The 19,135-nt window shown below is 48.0% G+C and carries 16 protein-coding genes and 1 pseudogene; 3 read left to right on the top strand and 14 right to left on the bottom strand.

What is annotated here, in order from left to right:
• Positions 1–69: 69 nt before the first annotated feature.
• From ACFPYJ_RS02685 to ACFPYJ_RS02635, 10 genes are all read right to left on the bottom strand, one after another.
• Complete coding sequence (locus ACFPYJ_RS02685) at positions 70–3,201, bottom strand: efflux RND transporter permease subunit (RefSeq protein WP_379186502.1); 3,132 nt, start codon at positions 3,199–3,201, stop codon at positions 70–72.
• Positions 3,202–3,411: 210 nt separating this feature from the next.
• The gene (locus ACFPYJ_RS02680) at positions 3,412–6,108 is read right to left on the bottom strand and encodes a bifunctional YncE family protein/alkaline phosphatase family protein (RefSeq protein WP_379186501.1); all 2,697 of its coding nucleotides are present in this window, start codon (positions 6,106–6,108) and stop codon (positions 3,412–3,414) included.
• Between the two features lie 250 nt (positions 6,109–6,358).
• On the bottom strand, positions 6,359–6,928 hold the full coding sequence (locus ACFPYJ_RS02675) for a HupE/UreJ family protein (RefSeq protein ID WP_379186500.1): 570 nt from the start codon (positions 6,926–6,928) through the stop codon (positions 6,359–6,361).
• A gap of 84 nt (positions 6,929–7,012) precedes the next feature.
• Entirely contained in the window at positions 7,013–7,333 is a 321-nt protein-coding gene (locus tag ACFPYJ_RS02670; RefSeq protein WP_379186499.1) for a DUF6702 family protein, read from the bottom strand.
• Positions 7,334–7,527: 194 nt separating this feature from the next.
• On the bottom strand, positions 7,528–8,349 hold the full coding sequence (locus ACFPYJ_RS02665; protein WP_379186498.1) for a PhnE/PtxC family ABC transporter permease: 822 nt from the start codon (positions 8,347–8,349) through the stop codon (positions 7,528–7,530).
• The gene (locus ACFPYJ_RS02660; protein WP_379186519.1) at positions 8,349–9,134 is read right to left on the bottom strand and encodes an ABC transporter permease subunit; all 786 of its coding nucleotides are present in this window, start codon (positions 9,132–9,134) and stop codon (positions 8,349–8,351) included. The genes ACFPYJ_RS02665 and ACFPYJ_RS02660 overlap by 1 nt, the downstream gene beginning before the upstream one ends.
• Positions 9,124–9,912 carry a phosphonate ABC transporter ATP-binding protein gene (gene phnC / locus ACFPYJ_RS02655; protein WP_379186497.1) on the bottom strand — a complete coding sequence of 263 codons (789 nt, stop codon included), beginning with the start codon at positions 9,910–9,912 and terminating at the stop codon, positions 9,124–9,126. Before phnC ends, ACFPYJ_RS02660 begins: the two co-directional genes overlap by 11 nt.
• Before the next feature lie 40 nt (positions 9,913–9,952).
• Positions 9,953–10,975 carry a phosphate/phosphite/phosphonate ABC transporter substrate-binding protein gene (locus tag ACFPYJ_RS02650; protein ID WP_379186496.1) on the bottom strand — a complete coding sequence of 341 codons (1,023 nt, stop codon included), beginning with the start codon at positions 10,973–10,975 and terminating at the stop codon, positions 9,953–9,955.
• A gap of 205 nt (positions 10,976–11,180) precedes the next feature.
• Positions 11,181–12,077 carry an HAD-IIA family hydrolase gene (locus ACFPYJ_RS02640; RefSeq protein WP_465263350.1) on the bottom strand — a complete coding sequence of 299 codons (897 nt, stop codon included), beginning with the start codon at positions 12,075–12,077 and terminating at the stop codon, positions 11,181–11,183.
• Between the two features lie 149 nt (positions 12,078–12,226).
• Positions 12,227–12,835, bottom strand: coding sequence for a glycerol-3-phosphate responsive antiterminator (locus ACFPYJ_RS02635; RefSeq protein WP_379186495.1), 609 nt, complete (start codon positions 12,833–12,835; stop codon positions 12,227–12,229).
• A 497-nt stretch (positions 12,836–13,332) separates the two neighbouring features.
• On the opposite strand from ACFPYJ_RS02635, the gene ACFPYJ_RS02630 reads away from it, so the two are divergent.
• Together ACFPYJ_RS02630 and ACFPYJ_RS02625 are read left to right on the top strand one after the other, a co-directional pair.
• The gene (locus ACFPYJ_RS02630) at positions 13,333–13,512 is read left to right on the top strand and encodes a hypothetical protein (protein WP_379186494.1); all 180 of its coding nucleotides are present in this window, start codon (positions 13,333–13,335) and stop codon (positions 13,510–13,512) included.
• 464 nt (positions 13,513–13,976) lie between these two features.
• Positions 13,977–14,324, top strand: a complete 348-nt coding sequence (locus ACFPYJ_RS02625; RefSeq protein WP_379186518.1) for a YnfA family protein — start codon at positions 13,977–13,979, stop codon at positions 14,322–14,324.
• Here the strand turns inward: ACFPYJ_RS02625 and ACFPYJ_RS02620 are convergent.
• The 4 genes and pseudogenes from ACFPYJ_RS02620 to ACFPYJ_RS02605 form a co-directional block, all read right to left on the bottom strand.
• A pseudogene (locus tag ACFPYJ_RS02620) lies at positions 14,295–14,438 on the bottom strand (hypothetical protein); the annotation flags it as partial. The gene ACFPYJ_RS02625 and the pseudogene ACFPYJ_RS02620 sit on opposite strands and share 30 nt — an antisense overlap.
• 199 nt (positions 14,439–14,637) lie before the next feature.
• Positions 14,638–15,891: an MFS transporter gene (locus ACFPYJ_RS02615; protein WP_379186493.1), complete on the bottom strand. Its 1,254-nt coding sequence runs from the start codon at positions 15,889–15,891 to the stop codon at positions 14,638–14,640.
• Between the two features lie 240 nt (positions 15,892–16,131).
• A complete protein-coding gene (gene phnX, locus ACFPYJ_RS02610; RefSeq protein WP_379186492.1) occupies positions 16,132–16,956 on the bottom strand; it encodes a phosphonoacetaldehyde hydrolase in 825 nt (274 codons plus the stop codon).
• Between the two features lie 161 nt (positions 16,957–17,117).
• Positions 17,118–17,891, bottom strand: coding sequence for a DeoR/GlpR family DNA-binding transcription regulator (locus ACFPYJ_RS02605; RefSeq protein ID WP_379186491.1), 774 nt, complete (start codon positions 17,889–17,891; stop codon positions 17,118–17,120).
• Positions 17,892–18,368: 477 nt separating this feature from the next.
• On the opposite strand from ACFPYJ_RS02605, the gene ACFPYJ_RS02600 reads away from it, so the two are divergent.
• Entirely contained in the window at positions 18,369–19,082 is a 714-nt protein-coding gene (locus tag ACFPYJ_RS02600) for an IS3 family transposase (protein WP_379186490.1), read from the top strand.
• Positions 19,083–19,135: the final 53 nt, after the last annotated feature.

The raw sequence follows: 19,135 nt of genomic DNA, 5'->3' as shown, positions 1-19,135 counted from the left end.
TGAAAAATAGGTTTTTAGCAAATATTTATTGTCGGCACTTTATGTTATGCCGATCCGAAGCCTGCACGCTTACCGGGAAACGACCAGTTGGGAGCTGAGCTCTTTTTTTCTCACCGCCAAAGTCCGTCGGTTATAGAGCCATTCATACAGGATAGGAATGACCAGCAAACTGATCATGGTGGAACTGACCATGCCGCACACGACGACGATTCCGAGGGATTGGGAAACGACGGTATCTCCGCTGCCAGAAAAGCACAGAGGGAGCAAAGTCAAAACGGTCGCTACGGCCGTCATCAAAACCGGACGTACTCTGGATGTCGTTCCCTGCAGAATTGCTTCCTCTGGTTTCATCCCATTTGCCAGATTACGCTCTATTTTATCTACAAGGACGATTCCATTAGTGGCCACAATTCCGGAAAGCATCAACAATCCGATAAGCGCGGCCAGATTCCACTCTCCTCCTGTCATCAGCATGCCAATTACGGAGCCGATAAAAGCAAGAGGAATGCAGACCAGTACGATCAGCGGCGCCCTAAGGCCGCGGAATACGATGCTTAGAATAAGCAGAACGAGCAAAACGGAAACGGACAAAGCAATGCCCATTTCAACAATCATTTGATTCACTTGGGCTGAAATCCCGTTAATCGAGTAATGAACGCCTGGAGGCAACGCCAATTGCTTGACTGAGTCTCTCACCTGCTCGGCCACCTTCTCTATATCCCTTGAAGTGATATTCGCCGTCACGACAGAGAAAGGCCGACCTTCGCGTTCCCGAATAACGGACTGTCCGTTTATTGGGGTCAGCGATGCCAGTTCGTCCATCCGGACGTCGCGACCGTCTTTTCCTTTGAATACTTCTTTACCCAGCAGTGTAAGGATTTCCGTTCCCGGATCCATCATCGCAGAGGATGAGGCTCCGATTTTCGACAAGATATCGGTACGGATTGAAAATGGGATCGTTTCCTGATTTCCCGTCTTCACATCGATCCTTGTCCCTTCGGATAAATATTCCCGGATCCGCTCATAGACCTCCGAAGCTTGGACTCCTGTCCGATCCAACACATCCTGTTTCAATACTACTTGGTATTTGGGAAGAACCTCTATATCATCCGCGGCACCCACGACGCTGAGATTTGGAACTAGCTGCAGGCTGCTTCTAATCAGCAAGGCCGCTTGGTCGAGTGTCGCAGCGTCCGCCCCTGAAAGGTCGATTTTCAGCTGTGAATCGTCGCCGGCAATATTTTGGTTCGTTACGGTACTGAGCGCGTTGCCCGACAAGCTGGCAAGCCGGTTTTGCAGGTCGGCCGTCACGGCATCAACATCCACGTTCTTTTTGACTGCTATCACGATATTGGCGATATTATCGCCTTGAATCCAACCCCCGCCAGCGTCGAACACATCGTCAAACTGAGGCGTAAAAGTTGAACCGAGAACGGAAGAGAATGTAGCGATGTCCGTATCCGACTTTAACGTTTGTTCCATTCGCTTTACGGTCGCATCAATTTCTGGCAAGGAAGTCCCTTCCGGGAACTCCAATTGGGCATTGATTTGCCCGGTCTTACTGACAGGCAGAAAGTTGATCGGCAAGAAAAACGCTCCGATGCTCGCAACTACAAACATCAAACCGATTATCACGATGATCCTTCCTTTTCTCAGAAAAGCTGAGCTTAACATTCTGTGCGAGACGGGTTCGAAGGATATCGCCGAATCGTTTGCCCGTCCTTTTTGCCAAACAAGATAAAATGCCGGCACAACAAATACCGCCACCAAAAGCGATGTCAACAGGGCAATGACGACGGACCATGCAAATCCGGAAAAAGCGGCGCCGATCATGCCCCCGACAAGAGCAATAGGAACATATACGGCAACGGTTGTCGCCGTGGAGGATGCGATCGCCGGGATCATCTCCTTAACGGCTTCGGCCAATAGAACCGAATTCACTTTCCTTCCAGACTCACGAGATTTGCGGTACATGTTGTCCAGAATGACAATCGTATCGTCAATTACCCTTCCCATCGCTACTATCAAGCCCGATACAGTAAGAATGTTCAGGCTGATTCCCATTGTTTTCAGCAGTCCAGTCGTTACCAAAAGACAAATAGGAAGAGACAAAGCAATGAGCACGGTGGAGCGTATATTACGGAAAAAGAGTAAAACGGAAACCATCGACAACAAGCAGCCTAAAAGCCCTTCTTTGAACAAGCCGTACAAAGAAGATTTTACCTGTTCGCCTTGGTCGAACAGAATAGACAGCTGGATATCGCCTTGTTGAACCCCCGGAATATCCCGGATCCGGCTGCGGATTTTGTGCGATACATCGGTAATATTGGATGATGGAGTTTTCAGTACATCGAAAACGACACTGGCCGCTCCATCGGTCCGGGATATCGTTTGCAGATCGACGATCGATTTTGACAGATCCGCAATGGCGGAAAGGGGAACGGCATGTCCGTCCGAACCGCGGATTTGAAGTCGGTTCAAATCCTGCTCGCTTAGATTCCCACCGGAAGCCCGGAGTGGAATCGACACTTGACTGTTGGTTATTCTCCCCTGCTCCCACGTCGAGCTTATCGCAGTAAGCGACTGCTTCACATCATTTATGGTCAAACCAGCATTTCTCATGTCCGTCATTCGAATCGATAATAGGTATCCGTTGCTGCCGGCTCCGGTTACGCGTACGTCGCCTACTCCCGACAAACTTTTCAGTTCACGTGTTATTAAAGCCTGAGTAGTCGAGCGCAGCGTAGTTTCGTCCACTTTCCCGTACGGACTTGTCAGACTTAGTCTCATGATCGGAAAGGAACTCGTACTTACTTGGGTAACTGTCGGCTTGTCGACTCCTGCCGGCAAAGACACTTGACCCAAAGCATTAGACACATCCCTCTCCGCAAGGTCCATATCGTAATTTAAAGGAAAGTACAAGCTGAACAAAAGCCCGCCATCAAAACTGTTCGTTTCCATCGTTTCAAGACCATTGACTACCCGAACCGACTGCTCAATTGACCCCGAAATGGAAGACTTTATTTGGTCCGCCTGATAATCCTCCGCATGCACGGAAATCATCAGCGTAGGGTTGCTGATCGGGGGCAAATAATCCCGCTGCATCTGGTAGGCGGATATGCCTCCCCAGATTAGAATGATCACAAGAGACGTGATAATGAAAACCGATCGTTTCATTGTCGCTTCTAGTAGTCTGTTCATCGATTCTCCACTCCTTGTTCTAAATGAAGTGCAGTGAAAACCCCATGTCCCTGAGCACCAAAACTCAGGGACATGGGGATATTTTCACATCCATACTGAATGAGGAGGCAGAGGTCTCTTTTCCATCAAGAAAAAATATGTTTCACCTGATCCTCGGTCTTACTGGTTACTTACTTTGTTTGAATTGTTGCGCCTTGGTCGCGGGAACGATTACTCGTCGTCTTTTTCGTTAGTGATTTGCCATTGAGGCACCTCGTCGGGGAACAAAACTTTGGTATCGCCCGGGAAAGGTTGAGTGAAGTTGTTCGACGCGTACCAGATCGCACGGTTTGCCTGATTCATGTTGACCATGTCCTCGCTCGTCCAGTTTTGGCCGTTCGACCACTCCGCCCATGCTTTGGCCACTCCGGTGAGCTGGCTGATGGGCTGGTTCATGACATCTAGCGGGAACGAATTGGGCACGGCCGTGTACGGCGTGAAGTTCGGCTTGTCGGTAAATGCGTCGTACATAGGGATCGCGGCCATGTCCATCTGGTTCATCGGGGCCATGCCAAGGATCTGCTCGATGGTGCGCACAACGTTAAGCTGCGTGTAGTAGGTGCTGACTACTTCTCCGCGCTTGGCGTAAGGGCTGAAGATCAGCGTCGGGTTCCGGTGACCGTCGGTGTGGTCGACACCGTTCTGGGTATCGTCCTCGATTATGAACACAGCGGAGTCTTTGCCTAACTTGCTGTGCGAGATCTCGTCGACGATGCGGCCGACAGCCAGGTCGTTGTCGGCCACCATGGACGCTGGTATCGGCGAGTTCGCCGACGTACCGGACGTGTGGTCGGTTGGCATCTCTATGATGTTAAGTTGCGGCATCGATCCGTCCTTCTCATACTGCTTCAGGTCCCGAATGAAGATGTCCGCGCGATACTGGTCCGGGATCTGCATCTGGAAGCCGGGGAAATCACCCTGGGTAATATTTCTCAGTCCTGGAACGTCGGTCCAAGCCTGATAAAAACCTACCGGCACATGGAGCTGGCCGTCCGCCTTGCCCTCCAAGATCTTGGAGTCTTGATACCACTGCTTCCAGCTGCTCTTGTCCGGATTGCCGTTCGCATCCTGGAATTTGCTGGTGTACTCGCCCCAGTTTCGTACGCTTACACCGTGCTTTATTGCATTGTCCCAGAGGAAGCCGGACTTGGCGTAGGCCATCGCGTCACCGCCATTGTACGGGTAGCTGCGGGTATAATGGCTGATCGACTGGTTAAGATATTCGTTAACGAATGCTTGCGTCAAGTACTGGTGGCCGTCCGCCGACATCGTGCCGCCGGTGTACAGGTTGTCAATCAGCGGGCCTTGTTTGGCTAGGGCATGAGCGTTCGGCGTGACCATTTGGCCGAACTGCGCCAGCGTCGGGTCACCGTTACCGCGCTTGTCATCTCCGAAAACCTGGTCGTAGGTACGGTTTTCTTTGATGATCAGGAACACATGCTTGATCGTTGAAGGGTCACCGATACGCTTCGGAATCGCAACTGGGTTGCCTTTGCCGTCACCGGTTTTGTTGTTCTGCTCGAGATTATTCCAGTTGTTGTTCTTCCATACCTGCTGCGTGTATTCATGCATCTGCTTAGAGGTCGGCTTCGCCACTACGCTGACAGTGCCGATGCTGGAGTAAACCGAATGGCCGATATCAGGCATCGTACCAAGCCCTTGGGTATTCTTACTCAAGGCGCCCAGCGAGCCGATGCCCTTCTGACTGGCGATCACCAGCTTGTTCAGCGCTGGGACGAATTCGATACTACCAGGGTACCAGCCGGTGGGGATAAGTCCCTGGAAGGCGGCGGGCTGAGACGCACCTTGATACTCGTACACGGCCACGGCATTGTCGGTGCCCAAGCTCACAGCAAAATGGGTGTCGTCCAGCATCGCCAGCGCGTTCGGCGAGCTGCCGAACGGCGCGCCCGGGATCGGGTTGACGTCGAACGTTTGGGCGACCTTGTGCTTGGCGGTGTCGATGACCGACACGCTGTCGTCGTTGGAGTTGGTGACCAGCAGGTCGGTGCCATGTGCGAGCAGAGCGGACGGTCCCAATCCTACATTGTAAGTAAGCACCTCTTTGCCAGCCTCGAAGTCAACCTCCGACACCGTGCCCGTCGAAGCCGAACCGCTCTCGTTGTTAGCCACAATAGCCGTACCGTACGAGTTGTTGGTACGGTCGCTGGCGGTCGCTGGTCGGCCGCCTTGGTTGCTCACATAGGCATGGTTGCCTATGACCACGACTTCTCGGGGCGCGTTGCCCACCGGGATTTCCCTTACCACGGCTCCGGTCGCGGCGTCGAGCACCGCGAGGGTGTTGTTGCCGTTCAGCGTCACGAGGATCTGCTGACCGTTCGGCGTGAACACCAGCCCCGAGGGGATCGCGGCCCTGCCTGCCACGCCTGGTAACGGGATTGACGTGGGGTTGGAGAGAGTGCCGTCCGCGGCCACCTGCCAGCGCAGCAGGTTCTTTGTCTGTGCCGCCCACAGGGTGGAGCCGTCAGGCGAGTACAGTAAGCCGCCGTAGGAGATCTTGCCGCTGCCAACACCCGCTGGCGCGTTGACTTGCTGGATCACCTTCAAGGTGGTCAGGTCGGTGACGGTGAACTGGCCCTTGCCGTCCCATGTCATATTGACGGCAGTCTTGCCGTCGGGGCGCACCTTGAGAACCATTGGGCGGCCGGTCTGCTCGATGGTGTCGCCGGCGGGCGTTATTAACTGGTTCGTAGTGGTTAGTACCGAACCGTCGGTCTGCCGCCCAACAAGCTTGGTGCCGAATGGATCGTATGCGGCATAGACACTGCCCGCGCCGACAAGAACGGATCCAATTGAAACGACGGCAAACAATTTTTTCTTGTTCATTTTTTTCCACTTTTTCTTCAAATTAATTCCTCCCAATATAAAGTAAGTAATGTTTTCTCCTGTTTTCTCGATCATTCTCAAGATTTCAACTTTGACAGTTTAAGAGGTACTGGTGGAGAATACTTCCCATTGCGAATGAGGTCAGCAATGACTTTGCCATCCTTGTAGTCGCTCTTCGTCGGCGAGTTATCCTCAAGTTCTTTGGTCTTGTTCACATGTCGTCTTCCTCTTCATTGGAAATCAATTTCGTTTCTTGTTGCAAAATCAAAAATTATTGTCCGAGCCGCATCACCCCTTTCAAAGCTTCGTTCCAATAAGCATGCATAGGTTCCCAATACCAGAAGAATCCGAAGTCGAACACGGAGACCATGGCAGCTGCCTGAACCGGCCCGGACCATTTAAATTTGCGGATATAGAACAAAAGCGGAAATAGAAGTCCGATAACCAATAGTTGTCCGATCTCCACACCAATATTAAAAGCGGCAAGCGAAAGCATCGAACTGGCTTTAAAGGAGCCCGTCAGTTCGAGCGCGCCGGCGAAGCCGATGCCGTGCATGAGCCCGAATCCGAATACGACGAACGGACGCGCTTTTTGTTGACGGATGATAAAGCTTTCAACCGCCACATAAGCAATGCTTAAGGCAATAAGCGGTTCAACGATCGGCGGCACAGAAATGACATGAAACGCAGTCAATCCGAGCGTCACACTGTGGGCCAGCGTAAAGATGGTCACGGTTTTCAGCACATCCCGGAATGTTTTGAACGTCAGTACCAACGCCACCACGAACAAAATATGATCCAAGCCGATGATATGGTGGAAGCCAAGTTCGGAAAACCGCAAAGCTTGTCCGACAAACCAAGTGTCTCCGAGAGCCAGTTCCCGATCGCCGGCATAGAAGACATACTCCCCTCTTTACCGTCCCATTCATAAGGCTGCAATGTTGCGGTGCAACGAATCGATATCATCGAAAAAGATTTCATATACCACTTCTACCGCTTCGGAGTTGCCCGGGTTCGGATATTCAAGAACCAGGTTTGCGTACAAGCGTCCTACTCTTGTGTCCAGCCCCGTTTGCACCAATTCGCCGTCCACCGCTTCTCCGTTGACATAGACCTTGAGATGGGAATGGATATAATCAGTAATCCCTTTCTTGTTTTCCTCCAGCTTTCGCTTCAACTCAACGTTCGGGTCATCCGGCATGGCGTCAAGCGTAACGCCCCGCCCCAACTCGAAATAATCGAGCATCAGTTCATAGCGCAGCTTCCCCGGTTCACCGGATATTTTGGAAAAACCTTCGCTATTATCAGCATGAGCCCATGCTTTGATGCTGCAAGAAAAAACTTCCGACTAAAAGACGTTCCTGCTTCTTTGTATTCCGATAGAAGTTTTTCTTACAATCCAAATTTCACCTCGCTCGAAATCCGAAGAACCTTGCAGCGTCACGCGTTCACCCTGAGTTTTCGTTTCAAGCGGGCTGCAATGATCTCCAGCAAGATCGCAAATATCAGAATGAAATAGGTTATAACGCCTACTTCTCTCAGATCGTAATAAAATGTGCTCGCCATAAACATGTCGTATCCGATTCCGCCCGCTCCCGCCGCGGCGCCCATAGCGACCGAAACGGCAAAGTTGATTTCGAACCTGATAAATGTCCAAGAAAGCAGATAAGTGATTGTGCCGGGAATGACCGCTTGGAACACGATCTGCCACCAGTTGGCGCCGCTCGCTTTTAACGCTTCGATGACTCCCTCGTCCATTTCCTCGAACGCTTCGGAATAAGCTTTAACCAAATAGCCGATCGTGTGAAAGCTCATGCCTACCACCGCGGCAACGCTCCCAAGCCCGGCCGACACGGCGAATATCAGTACCCATAAAACCGTCGGAACGGCTCTTATAAATGCGGCGAAGCCTCTGATGACATTGCAAATCGTACCCGCCGTCAAGTTTCGAGCGGCAAACAAGCCCAGAAAGAGAGAAATCACCGCTCCAATTAACGTTGTTAGAAAGGCGAGTCCTATCGTCACAACAACATTGTATATCGCTTCCAGAAAGGTAAAATGTTTGAAGTGCGGTTCGAACAAGACGGTTTTGAACGTTTGCGCCGTCTTGAAGACGGCATCAAAGAAGTTTAAGTTCTTGTAATCGAAAGTCAAGAACCCGAATACGGTTGCAATTCCCAGCACAAGCAGCGTAGCCCGTATGGTAATCGTCGCTTTGTTCAACAATTTTACTTTGATTCTCGTTTCGGTCTCGGCGGCCATTACAAAATCGTCCTCCTGATATAGTTCGAAATCTTTTCAATGAAAATTATGGTGATGACGATTAATATAACTACAAGGCTGGCCGCAGAATAGTTCATGCTTTTGTAGTACAAATTAAAGGCGAAGCCGATCCCCGAGCCGGTCAAGATTCCGACAAGCGTGGCATGGCGGATGTTGGATTCAATTGTGAACAACACCCAACTGATCATCTGGGGGATGACGGACGGAATGACGGATTGAAATACGATGTGGAAATATCCGGCGCCTGTCGCTCTCAACGCTTCGACGGGTCCCCCGCTTACTTCGTCAATCGTATCGATGAATGCCCTTGTCAAAAATCCAAACGATCCGAAAAATAACGCGAAATATCCGGTCATTACGTTCTGGCCGAAAGAGAACAGCAATATCATTGCCCAAGCGGCGACATCGATGTTCCGGAAGACTGTGGCGATCCCTCTGCTTATGCCGCCGAGAAACGCATTAAACCGGGTTGCGTTTGCTCCGAATATAGCGAACAGCAAAGCAAAGACAGCCCCTATCGTCGTCGCAGCGATGGAAACAAGCAGGGTCTCCCGCAATTTCACCAAAATATCGGGAAGCTTTTCCAACGATTCCGCATTCGGATAAAAATTAGTGACTCCCCAGAAGATGGCCTTGGGAATGGAGGTAAAGCCTTTCGCCACATCGTATTCCGTGATCGCGATCGCCGCGAGCGTAACTAGAGACAATAATCCCAGGTATATCAGGGAGTTCATCCTTTTTCTTGCAAAAAAATCAACCCGCATTTTTGCCACCCAGCTCAAATATGAGTTCTCCCGCTTCGGAGCCGTAGATCGTATGAATCATGCCTGAGGACAAATCTTTGGGCAGTCCGTCGTAAACGACTCTTCCCTTGTTCACACCAATGATTTTGTCGGAATATTTCAACGCGACGTCCACCTGGTGCAGATTGACAAGGACGGTAATCCCCATGGTGGACGAAATGGTTTTGAGATAATCCATGATCACTTTAGATGCATTGGGATCCAAAGAAGCGATCGGCTCGTCGCAAAGCAGCATTTTCGGATTTTGAACGAGCGCCCGCGCGATGCCTACCCTCTGCTTTTGTCCTCCGCTCAGTTGGTCGGCCCGCTTGTAGGTTTGATCCTGCAAACCGAGAAGGTTCAATATTTTGACCGCCTGCTTTTTTTCCTCCTCGGTATAAAGGCCGAGCATCCCCGCAATCGTAGATTTGTAGCCGAGTCTGCCGTGAAGCACATTCTCGATGACACTCAGTCTGTTGACCAGATTATAGTGCTGGAAAATCATACCGATCGTTCTTCTGACATTCTTCAATTGCGGCTTGTTGATCTTCGTGACATTCACATCGTTATAGATGACTTCTCCACTGCTGGCATCGACCATCCGGTTGATGCATCGGAGGAGGGTGGACTTCCCCGCCCCCGACGGACCGATAATGGAAACAAACTCTCCTTCTTTGACGCTAAAGCTGACATCGGACAAAGCCGCGGCCTCTTGACCGTAATACTTCGATACCCGTCTCACTTCAAGCAAATTTTTCATAAATTAACTCCTCAAAGTTGTTTGCGTTTTGTTTTAACGGTTATTTGGACAATTCTCTAATCGGTTCGAACCATGAGTCTTCCACTGATAGCATTTTTTCATTGCCTTTCTTGGTGAATAAACCGCCCTTGGGCGCGAAAATTTTCGGATTGTTCGCAACCTCGTCGGAAGTAAAAGCTTCAATAAGCTTGTCCACCGTAGCCTGATCCAATTTCTCCGTATTCACAACGAACGGCGTATTTAAAACCGGAGTGACCGAGATGACCTCAAATTGTTCGCCGGGGAATGCATTGAACGGCTCCTCTGCGTCGGCCTTCACCTGATAGACCGCGCCGGTCTTGTTGTCTTCGCCGTCTGCCAATTCCACATAGTTACTGACGCAGAAATCGCAAAATGCCGCCACATCCGCCTTTCCACTGAGCAGGTTAACTGCGGAACCCTGGTGCGAATTGCCGAATAAAACCTCGCTGAAGAACTTGCCGCTGCCGCCTTCCATCAAATCATCCGCTGTCAAAGTCTTGTATTGGTCCATCTTGCTGAAATAGCCCACAATACCGGACGTCGGCACTTTAAACCCGGACGTCGAGCTGGTCGATACGAAGGACATTTTCTTTCCGGCAATATTATCGATCTTAAAGCCATCCCCATCCTGATACGCGGCTTCATTTCCTTTCTTGACCGACAACCAGCTGTAGTACTTCGCATCGTCCAATGTCCCCGATTCTCCGCTCGGCACGACAAGCGGCAGAACCTTCTCGTTTTTGTCATGCGCTTCAACATAACCTTGAGGACCCAAGTACGCCAGATCCGCGCTGCCGTTGGCCACGGCCTCGATGGCAATCGTGTAATCCGTCGTCGTCTGAAGCTCGACCTTCTTGCCGGTTGCCCCTTCGATAATTTTGCCGATTTCCTCGCGTGACGCGCTTTTATCATCGCCGGAATCGTTCGGAAGCCATGCGATGGTAATCGTATCGCTCCCAGCCCCGGCCGAATTCGTCGAACAACCTGATAAAACTGCAACAAAGATACAAACCATGATGAATAATGTGAGTGCTTTTTTCATTTGAATCAATCCCCCAAAAATAATTTTATTGGACAAGTGTTAACAAAATGATTTTACTGGACAAGTGTTAAATTAAATCCTTACTCTTGTTAATCCCATAAATTGTTAACTTCATAAAATAATTCTCCGGCCGTACCCCTATCGATTGGTGGCAGAGTGACCGTCGTGCATGTTGCATTCGCGTTCGCATAAATCGTTCATGAATTCAAGGTCGTGGAAGATGCCAAGCATGGTCGTGCATTCCTTCATCCATTGCTCCATCCATTCCCTGACCTTCGTTCCCACCTCCTTTAGTAATACAATGGTTCTCTTCAAACCTCCGCAGCAATTCCTCAACGTTTGTTACCGTGAGTTCGGGCTGAAATCCAAGATCCACTGGAAATGTTTTTCCGTGAGAAAACCATATCGTGTCTATTCCCGCATCACGACCTCCTATTATATCCGTATAGGGGTTGTCGCCGATCATTACGCACGATTGAGGATCCACCCCTAATTCCTCCATTGCTTTTCGGAAAGGATAACCATGCGGTTTACCAACCGACTCTAGCTCATTAACTTCGGAAACTGCTTGAATTGCCGCCACCAAAGCTCCTGTTTCCGGCACTCTCGTACCGTCTTCGCCAGGGTGATACATATCGAAATTGACGGCAATCAGTTTTGCTCCTCCCATCAGAGCTTTCACGGAATCGTACAATTTTTGATACGTAAACGCAGTATCCCGACCGATAACCACGAAATCACTTTGTTCCTCGCTATCAATGGGATGGACGGTATGTCCGTAATATTTAAGTGAGCTTTCCAACTCCATGGAACCAATAGAATGGATTTTAACCTTTCCATATTTTTCAAAAAGGTACGGTCCGACGAGTTCTGTCGCAACCAGAATAGGAATCTTTTCTACTGGCAGTTCCATTTCCAAAAGTTTGGTTCTTACTGAATGGGATGTTTCGTTAGAATTATTGCTAATAAAGTATATTTTCTTTCCATTCCTAATTAAAGAAATGAGCAACTCTTTGGCGCCAGGGTAAATCTTTTTACCGGAATAAATGCAACCGTCCAAATCAAACATGTAGGCTGAATAGTGACTTAACATCTGCAACATAACTTCTGAATTACCTTCTTTCGCGAGAATAAAATAGAAATAAAAAAGAGAAAGATCTAAACAACAAACAGAAGGGCATCTGCTTGTTGTTCAGAGCTTTCTCTCATCCATCACTCTAAACATTACCGTGCACTATAAACTTATATTTTCTATTCAAAAAACTCATCCGAATTTAACGGAAGATCTTGAAACGAAAAGTTCCACAAATGTTCCCCGCTGACTGACAAGGACGTTGCACCTGCAAGCAAAGCTTCAGCTGCTTCTTCTTTGGTTTGAATTAATCCGCTTGCGATAATCGGGATCGTCTCCAGCGTCTCAGAGAAACGATGAATGATCTTTGAAATTACGCCTGGCATCAATTCAATGCCGTCAGGCATTAGATTATTAGCCATCTTCAAACCGTTCTCAAGCGCGATCGAGTCCAGAACAAAAAGATGTAAAATACCGTATAATCCTACCCGTTTTGCTTCTTTGATTAAATGGCCTTTCGGTGTAACAATACCGTCTGCCCCAACATATTCAGCGATAAAATCGACTGATTCTTTGTCGGAGTTTGACAGCCCTCGAATTAAATCCAGATGCACAAAAGCTCCCTTATCATACTGCTTTGTCAATCTTACGGCAGGGATCAGTTCGGCAACCGTTCCTCCCATAAAGAAAACATTGCTGACACAGGTTTCTAAAGCACGTTCTACTTCAATAGGCTTCCTCACGGCAGAAATGATAGGACTCTTTCCTAATTGATGTAATAATGTCATTCAATGCTTGTCCTTTCACAACTAGCTTACAGATCTCATTATGAAATGAAAATGTCATCAGAATGTAAACTGTAATTTTAAGTTATTGTAAAATTGTTTTTATAACTGGATTTTCCAATCACTTACTCATGTTTACGGCTTCCTTTATTGCTGACATTTCTTTTCCGTGCAAAAATTTCATCCTCTTTGCTCAGTCCTTTTTTCTGCTCCACTCCCTTAGCGATTCCCTCCAAAACCTCATTTTATGTTCTGTCTCTGACATCTATTTTTAAGTATGGTCTGACGTTGACGTTGTGTTCCCTGAACTACGTCACGTATTCAGGGACATCCCTGTATCGGATCCCTGGCTGTTTATGATCAAATAAAAAGGGATGGTTTTATCATCGAAAAATCCCTGGTCTGATCCGGAAAATTCCCTGGTGATTTTCACCTCCTTTCGGTCATCCGATTCACGTACAATTCTCCTTGCATAGATGCAAGCAGGAGAAAGGATGATGATGAGTATAGAGCAGATTCACCGGATTATAGAGCTGCAATTACAGCAGAAAGGACCTTACCAGATTGCTAATGATGTGAAAATCGTACGTAAATATATGGCGCAGGAGGACTTTCCCCCACAAGTGCCGGTAGCACAGACGAAACCATCAAAGCTCAAATCCGTACAAACAAACGATTGAATCATGGCTGCGGGAGGATGAACAAAACCGTTATAAACAAAGGCATACCAGCAAACGCGTATAAGACCTTTTAGTTCAAAAACACCCCGAGTTTGACTGCTCTTATCCTACCGTGAATCGTTATGTAACAGAACTCAAGCAAGAACGGAAGATGAGCAAAAATGGCTATCTCGAGCTTCAATGGGAGCCGGAAGACGAGTTGGCGAGCTGGTGCGGCTAACGCAGCTATTTAAACGGTTCCAAGCTAATTTTGGCTTCGATGTTACTTTTTGCAACCCCGCTAGCGGTCATGAGAAAGGCATGAGAACAAAGTGGGCTATGCACGGCGTAACTACTTCGTTCCTCTCCCGTCGGTACCCTCGCTTCTCGAGTGGAACTCGGAGCTATTCCAAGTGTGTGAACTGGATAACGCTCGGGAACACTACAAGAAGGATAAACCGATCTGTGAGTTGTTCGAAGCAGACATGCTGCCACTGCCGAGACTAGAGTTCGAAGCTTGGGTTGTATTGTTGATGGCTGGACTCGCTGAAATTGGCGGGGGTTATATGGTTTGGCTTTGGCTGCGTGAATCGAAGCCCCTTTGGTACGGCATTGTCGGCAGTATCATTCTTATTCTGTACGGCACCATACCCACACTTCAAAGCTTCCAATCGTTCGGGCGAGTCTACGCCGCATATGGCGGCGTATTTGTGATTCTCGCCTTGTTGTGGGGATTGTTAATTGATAAAAAAACACCGGATATGTACGGATGGCTAGGAGCAGGAATTTGTATTACTGGAGTATCAGTCATGCTTTGGGCACCAAGAAGTTAAGTCGCTATAGTTACGTTGCCACGACGCTAACCTGCCCGGAGCGAGGAGCTGATACCCCTGCTTCTTGCACTCCTCCAGAAGAGAGCTTAACAGTTGTTTCCCAATTCCTTTACCTCTAAATCCTTGTGAATGTAGATGGAGGACTCCCTACGCCATAATAGCATTCTCTGGCTCGATAAGGAGAAACGGATGCCCAGCCTACTAAGGCACCCTCGTGAACTCCAACCAGAATCGGATAGTGGGATCCGGCTTCTGAGATCCATTTCTCCCGATTCTCAACTGTTTTTGGCTCAGTTTCAAAAGTATTCTCCTTCTATGTGGTGGTATTCTGCGTGCTTTGTGCCTGATCCGATGATTTCTCGCGGGAGAACACCCATTGCACACTGAGCAAAAATAATACAGCTGCCGAAATCCCGTATGTCGCAGATAAGCCCAATGACTGCTCAGATAAATAACCCAGCACGGGACCAAAGGCAGCCCCAACATCTGCAATAATGACGTATAGCATAATGGTTGCGGCCTTTGATTTCTCTTCAGCAATATCGGATGTGAAAGCATCCATCAAAACCACTAATATCGATGAAATAAGTAAGATGGCTAATAAATTGGATAACCATAAATAAACGGGAATTTGAAATTCGACTAAAGTGATAAATACAGCTCCAAGTAGCAGAGCTGTAATTAAATAAGGCCGCCGCCCCCATCTTCCATCCGATTTTTTCCCGATCCACGGAGACAAGAACACGCTGACAATTAATCGAGATCCTTGGATAATGCTTGCCAGAGCAGCAGCACCAATAATCACCGCATCTAAACGAATACTCACATTTCGAACTTCGATCAGATGACTTAAGGTTGCGGTGATCATCCCTTCCAGGCACAGCATGAAAAAAAATACCGTCACGAGCATCCTCATCAACAAGGGGGTTTTCAGCAAAGATGAAGCCGTTACCTTCGTTCCCTCCGGTCCTCCTATATGCACGGCACTTGGTATTTGTAGGATAAGAGGCAATATTAGAAAAGACATAAGCCCAAATACAAAGGTGACATCGCGAATCCCAAACCACTCAATGAAAAAACCTCCTCCCAGCATACCGGCCAAGCTGCCGATCCTGGAAAGCCCGTTAAACGTACCCATTAGATGACCGCGGTTTTCATTTGTTGATAAATCGAGAATCATATAATATGCGCCTAACCGTAGTATAGACCATGCTAGCCCCCAAACGCACCGTAAAATGAACCAAAACACAAAGCCTTGTGCCCACCCGTAAAGTAACGTTGTCCCCCCTGCGATGAGAAGCGATACGAATAATCCGACTCGGAGGCTCATCCTCGAATATAACCAAGAAATAAGAGGATTGAGCGGCAACCGAATAAAACGGTTCGCAGAAAGTAATACACCTACCTCAACCAATGAGATCAACCCGGCTTCTCTCCAATGGATAGGTAAAACGATATACAGCATGGAATCTCCTAGCAAAGAAACAGCCGTGATAAGCGCAAGGATGAAAACTGGCTTTGAACGGCTTTCTTTTTGCTTAGCTTGGAACTTCTTTATCCGTAGCAACCGGATGAAGAAGCAATGCTAACGCTAGGTACCTTACAGCTACCGGCACTGCAGCTTTCTCCCTTTATTTGATCCGGGGTTTCATCCGACATACAGCAGCTCAGGGCATTCGTTATACTGCTTGCCATCAGGAACGTCGGCGCACGACCGTAACTTTTGGAACCGACTATATAGAAGTCCTGCTCCTTCAGCTCCGGCAATATTAGGGCTGCAATCGAATACAAAATGGCCACTGGGTTATTAAACTGATTCATTCTCATGCCCCTTCCTTAGATTGCTTCGTTCCAGTTCTTCGATGACGGTTGGCAACTGATCGATCGAACCGATAATAAAATCAGCCCCCGCTTTCTCAAACGTTCGCCGCGTCTGATCCATTTTCTCACTCAACTCAACCTCGTTCATTGAATCGACTTCAGCTTTCGTTAAGCCGAGTTCGCTGCTACCTTTTACGACGGCTACCGTCCAGACACCAGCGTTTCTGCCTTCATGAATGTCGGACACTGTATCTCCAACCTTAATGACCGATTGAGTTGGATAAACGCCAAGCTCTATCAGGTTTTGGAAGATCATATAAGGATAAGGCCGTCCTGCCTTTACCTCATCGGATGCAATCATATAGTCAGGTGCGTATCCTTTCCGCTTTGCTTCCGGTGCAACGACCTCCATCATGCCTTTCGTGTAACCTGTCGTTGAGCCAATCTTCATGCCTGCTTCGCGAAGCCGCGCTACCGTTTCGACGACGCCGGGAATCGGGTCCGTAAAGGTCCGCAGTGATTTCATCAAAGTAGCTTCAAAGCTTGAGTAGAGTTGATCGATATCTTCATCAACCGGCTCGGAACCGTATTTGTCGATCCATTGGTTCTTGACTCGATCCATCTTCGTTAGAGCCTGGATATGATCCCATTTCAGCATTCCCATCGGTTCCCGCGCTTCTCGGATCGTGATAGGGACCCCCGCATCTTCAAATGATTGAATAAATGCATTCATTGGAGCAAAGCAACCGTAGTCAATGACCGTACCTGCCCAATCAAAAATAACTGCTTTAATGCGATTGTAATTCTTCATTGTGAACCCCCTCATCATGTTTATGCCTTGGTACTATTCCGATTATAGAGGCTTTTAAAGCAATTAATCAATATATTTTGCTTTAATTTATGTTTATTTAATAATTAATTGCTGTTTTATGCTGTTTTTAACGATAAGATAACATAAAAAAAAGCAAGCCGCTATGAGCCTGCATTTTTGATCGAAATCGGAACCTTTTGGTAAGTGGCTAAAAGCTCCTCATCCATAAGCGAATCGGTTACTATTATATCAATTTGATCCAATCCGCAAATATTAAGATAAGAAATCGTTTCAAACTTGCTGGAATCCGCTACGACGATTTTGCGCTTTGCGCCCTTTAGCATCGCATTGATGACCTCCGCCTCACCCTGTCTGAAATCGGTTAGACCTTTCTCAATCGAAATGGCATTTACACTGATGAAGGCAATGTCGATATTAAATTTTGCAATCTCTTCTTCAATAGCACGTCCGTACAGCGAAAACTCTTCATGATTCAAGTATCCACCTGGTATGATAACCGTAAAATTCGGTTTCTGGGCCAAAATATCGGCGACCCGCAAGGAGTTTGTGATGACTGTCAGCCTTTCGAAACGCGCAGCTAGCCGCTTTGCTACCTCAATATTCGTCGTTCCAGCATTTAACGATACGGCTTGCATCTCCTTTACTATCTCAACAGCATATCCGGCAAGCTCCTGCTTCCGTTCTATCAGCGTAATTTTACGTTTCATGAATGCTTGATTCGTAGACAATTCTTCCTGCTTCGTAACTGCTCCGCCATGCACGCGCAGAAGCTTATCTTCCTTTTCCAACCGTTCAAGGTCTCTACGGACTGTATCAAGTGATACTTGTAGCAGCGACTTCAATTCCGTCACCGTGACTTGCCCCTTCGATTCTAGCTCCAGCATTATCAATCGATGCCTTTCCGGTGCTAACATGTGATCATCCCTCCGAATCACTACGATAATTTGCGATAATTTGCGATAATTTGCTTTTATCGTACCAAAAATTAATGGTATGGTAAATCAATTTAAAATGATGATCGCACCGTTATTTGTTCAAAGAAAATAAAGGCTTAGACTAGAGTTGTTGGCCTTGTGCGGCTTTACGATATACAGACTCGGCAGTGCCGCTATTTTATTCAACTCCCTCGGTATGATTTGCGGATTTAATTTTCATAGGAACTTAACGTCCCACCCTTCCCAAGACTTTACTTTCTTAGTCTAAAACCAGCACATCTGCAGTGGGAGTTGCCGTCGTAGACGCTGGTGGATCTGCCTGACCGCATTCGACGAAAGATAAAGGCCATGAACACATTTCTATTAAATCCTCCAGATCTCTGAAGTGCACCCCTTATAGTGGACATTGGAAAAACACCCTGGTGTTAAACCGATGAAAACGTGGAGGGATTTACTATGGGGCAGCGAAAGAAGTTTGACAAGGCATTTAAGGAGCAAGTGGTACTGCGAATCTTGGCCAATGAATCAACAGTAGGCGACGCGGCCAAGGAACTGGATGTTCACTACACCACAGTCCGAGACTGGGTGAGAACGTATAAACGTGATGGAGAAGGTGCATTTCCGGGCAGCGGGAATCTAAAGCTTGAAAATGAGGAAATGCGCAAGCTACGAAAGCAGCTCGTAGAACTGAAAGAAGAGAATGAAATCTTAAAAAAGGCGGCGGCCTACTTTGCGAAAAATCTGAAAGTAATCACGTTCAAATTCATCTATGAACATCGCTTCGAATTTCGGATTGCGAAGATGTGCCAGGTTCTAAACGTATCCAGAAGCGGCTATTATGCTCATCTTGCTCGACCAGAAAGCAGACGCAGTATAGCGAACCGAGAGCTATTAGATACGATCAAAGAGATTCATACGAATAGTCGAAGAGTCTACGGTTCGCCGCAGATTACCAAGAACTTACCGCCTAATCAGAAAGCTAGCCGGGGTCGTGTTGCTCGGTTAATGCAGGCCCACGGCATCCGATCAAAAGTAGTAAAAAAATATAAAGCGACCACAAACTCCAGTCACAATCTACCGGTTGCAGACAATATTGTGAACCAGAACTTTACAACGAGCAAGCCCAATGAGAAGTGGCTGAGTGACATTACCTACAGTACGCCCAGCTAACTAAGTGCCTCTAAAAGCACACAGTTACTTGAGCATGTTTGGAATGCAGGTCG

It is taken from the genome of Paenibacillus solisilvae (assembly GCF_042656405.1).
Lineage (GTDB): Bacteria > Bacillota > Bacilli > Paenibacillales > Paenibacillaceae > Paenibacillus_Z > Paenibacillus_Z solisilvae.
Note: the sequence above shows the minus strand (reverse complement) of the source record. Positions and strands in the feature narration are given on the sequence as shown.

Bases quoted from the DNA above. Each gene is read 5' to 3' on its own strand.
- ACFPYJ_RS02685 (WP_379186502.1), bottom strand. From the start codon at position 3,201: ATGAACAGACTACTAGAAGCGACAATGAAACGATCGGTTTTCATTATC.
- ACFPYJ_RS02670 (WP_379186499.1), bottom strand. From the start codon at position 7,333: ATGCTCGATTATTTCGAGTTGGGGCGGGGCGTTACGCTTGACGCCATG.
- ACFPYJ_RS02665 (WP_379186498.1), bottom strand. From the start codon at position 8,349: ATGGCCGCCGAGACCGAAACGAGAATCAAAGTAAAATTGTTGAACAAA.
- ACFPYJ_RS02660 (WP_379186519.1), bottom strand. From the start codon at position 9,134: ATGCGGGTTGATTTTTTTGCAAGAAAAAGGATGAACTCCCTGATATAC.
- phnC (WP_379186497.1), bottom strand. From the start codon at position 9,912: ATGAAAAATTTGCTTGAAGTGAGACGGGTATCGAAGTATTACGGTCAA.
- ACFPYJ_RS02650 (WP_379186496.1), bottom strand. From the start codon at position 10,975: ATGAAAAAAGCACTCACATTATTCATCATGGTTTGTATCTTTGTTGCA.
- ACFPYJ_RS02640 (WP_465263350.1), bottom strand. From the start codon at position 12,077: ATGTTGCAGATGTTAAGTCACTATTCAGCCTACATGTTTGATTTGGAC.
- ACFPYJ_RS02635 (WP_379186495.1), bottom strand. From the start codon at position 12,835: ATGACATTATTACATCAATTAGGAAAGAGTCCTATCATTTCTGCCGTG.
- ACFPYJ_RS02630 (WP_379186494.1), top strand. From the start codon at position 13,333: ATGAGTATAGAGCAGATTCACCGGATTATAGAGCTGCAATTACAGCAG.
- ACFPYJ_RS02625 (WP_379186518.1), top strand. From the start codon at position 13,977: ATGCTGCCACTGCCGAGACTAGAGTTCGAAGCTTGGGTTGTATTGTTG.
- phnX (WP_379186492.1), bottom strand. From the start codon at position 16,956: ATGAAGAATTACAATCGCATTAAAGCAGTTATTTTTGATTGGGCAGGT.
- ACFPYJ_RS02605 (WP_379186491.1), bottom strand. From the start codon at position 17,891: ATGTTAGCACCGGAAAGGCATCGATTGATAATGCTGGAGCTAGAATCG.
- ACFPYJ_RS02600 (WP_379186490.1), top strand. From the start codon at position 18,369: ATGGGGCAGCGAAAGAAGTTTGACAAGGCATTTAAGGAGCAAGTGGTA.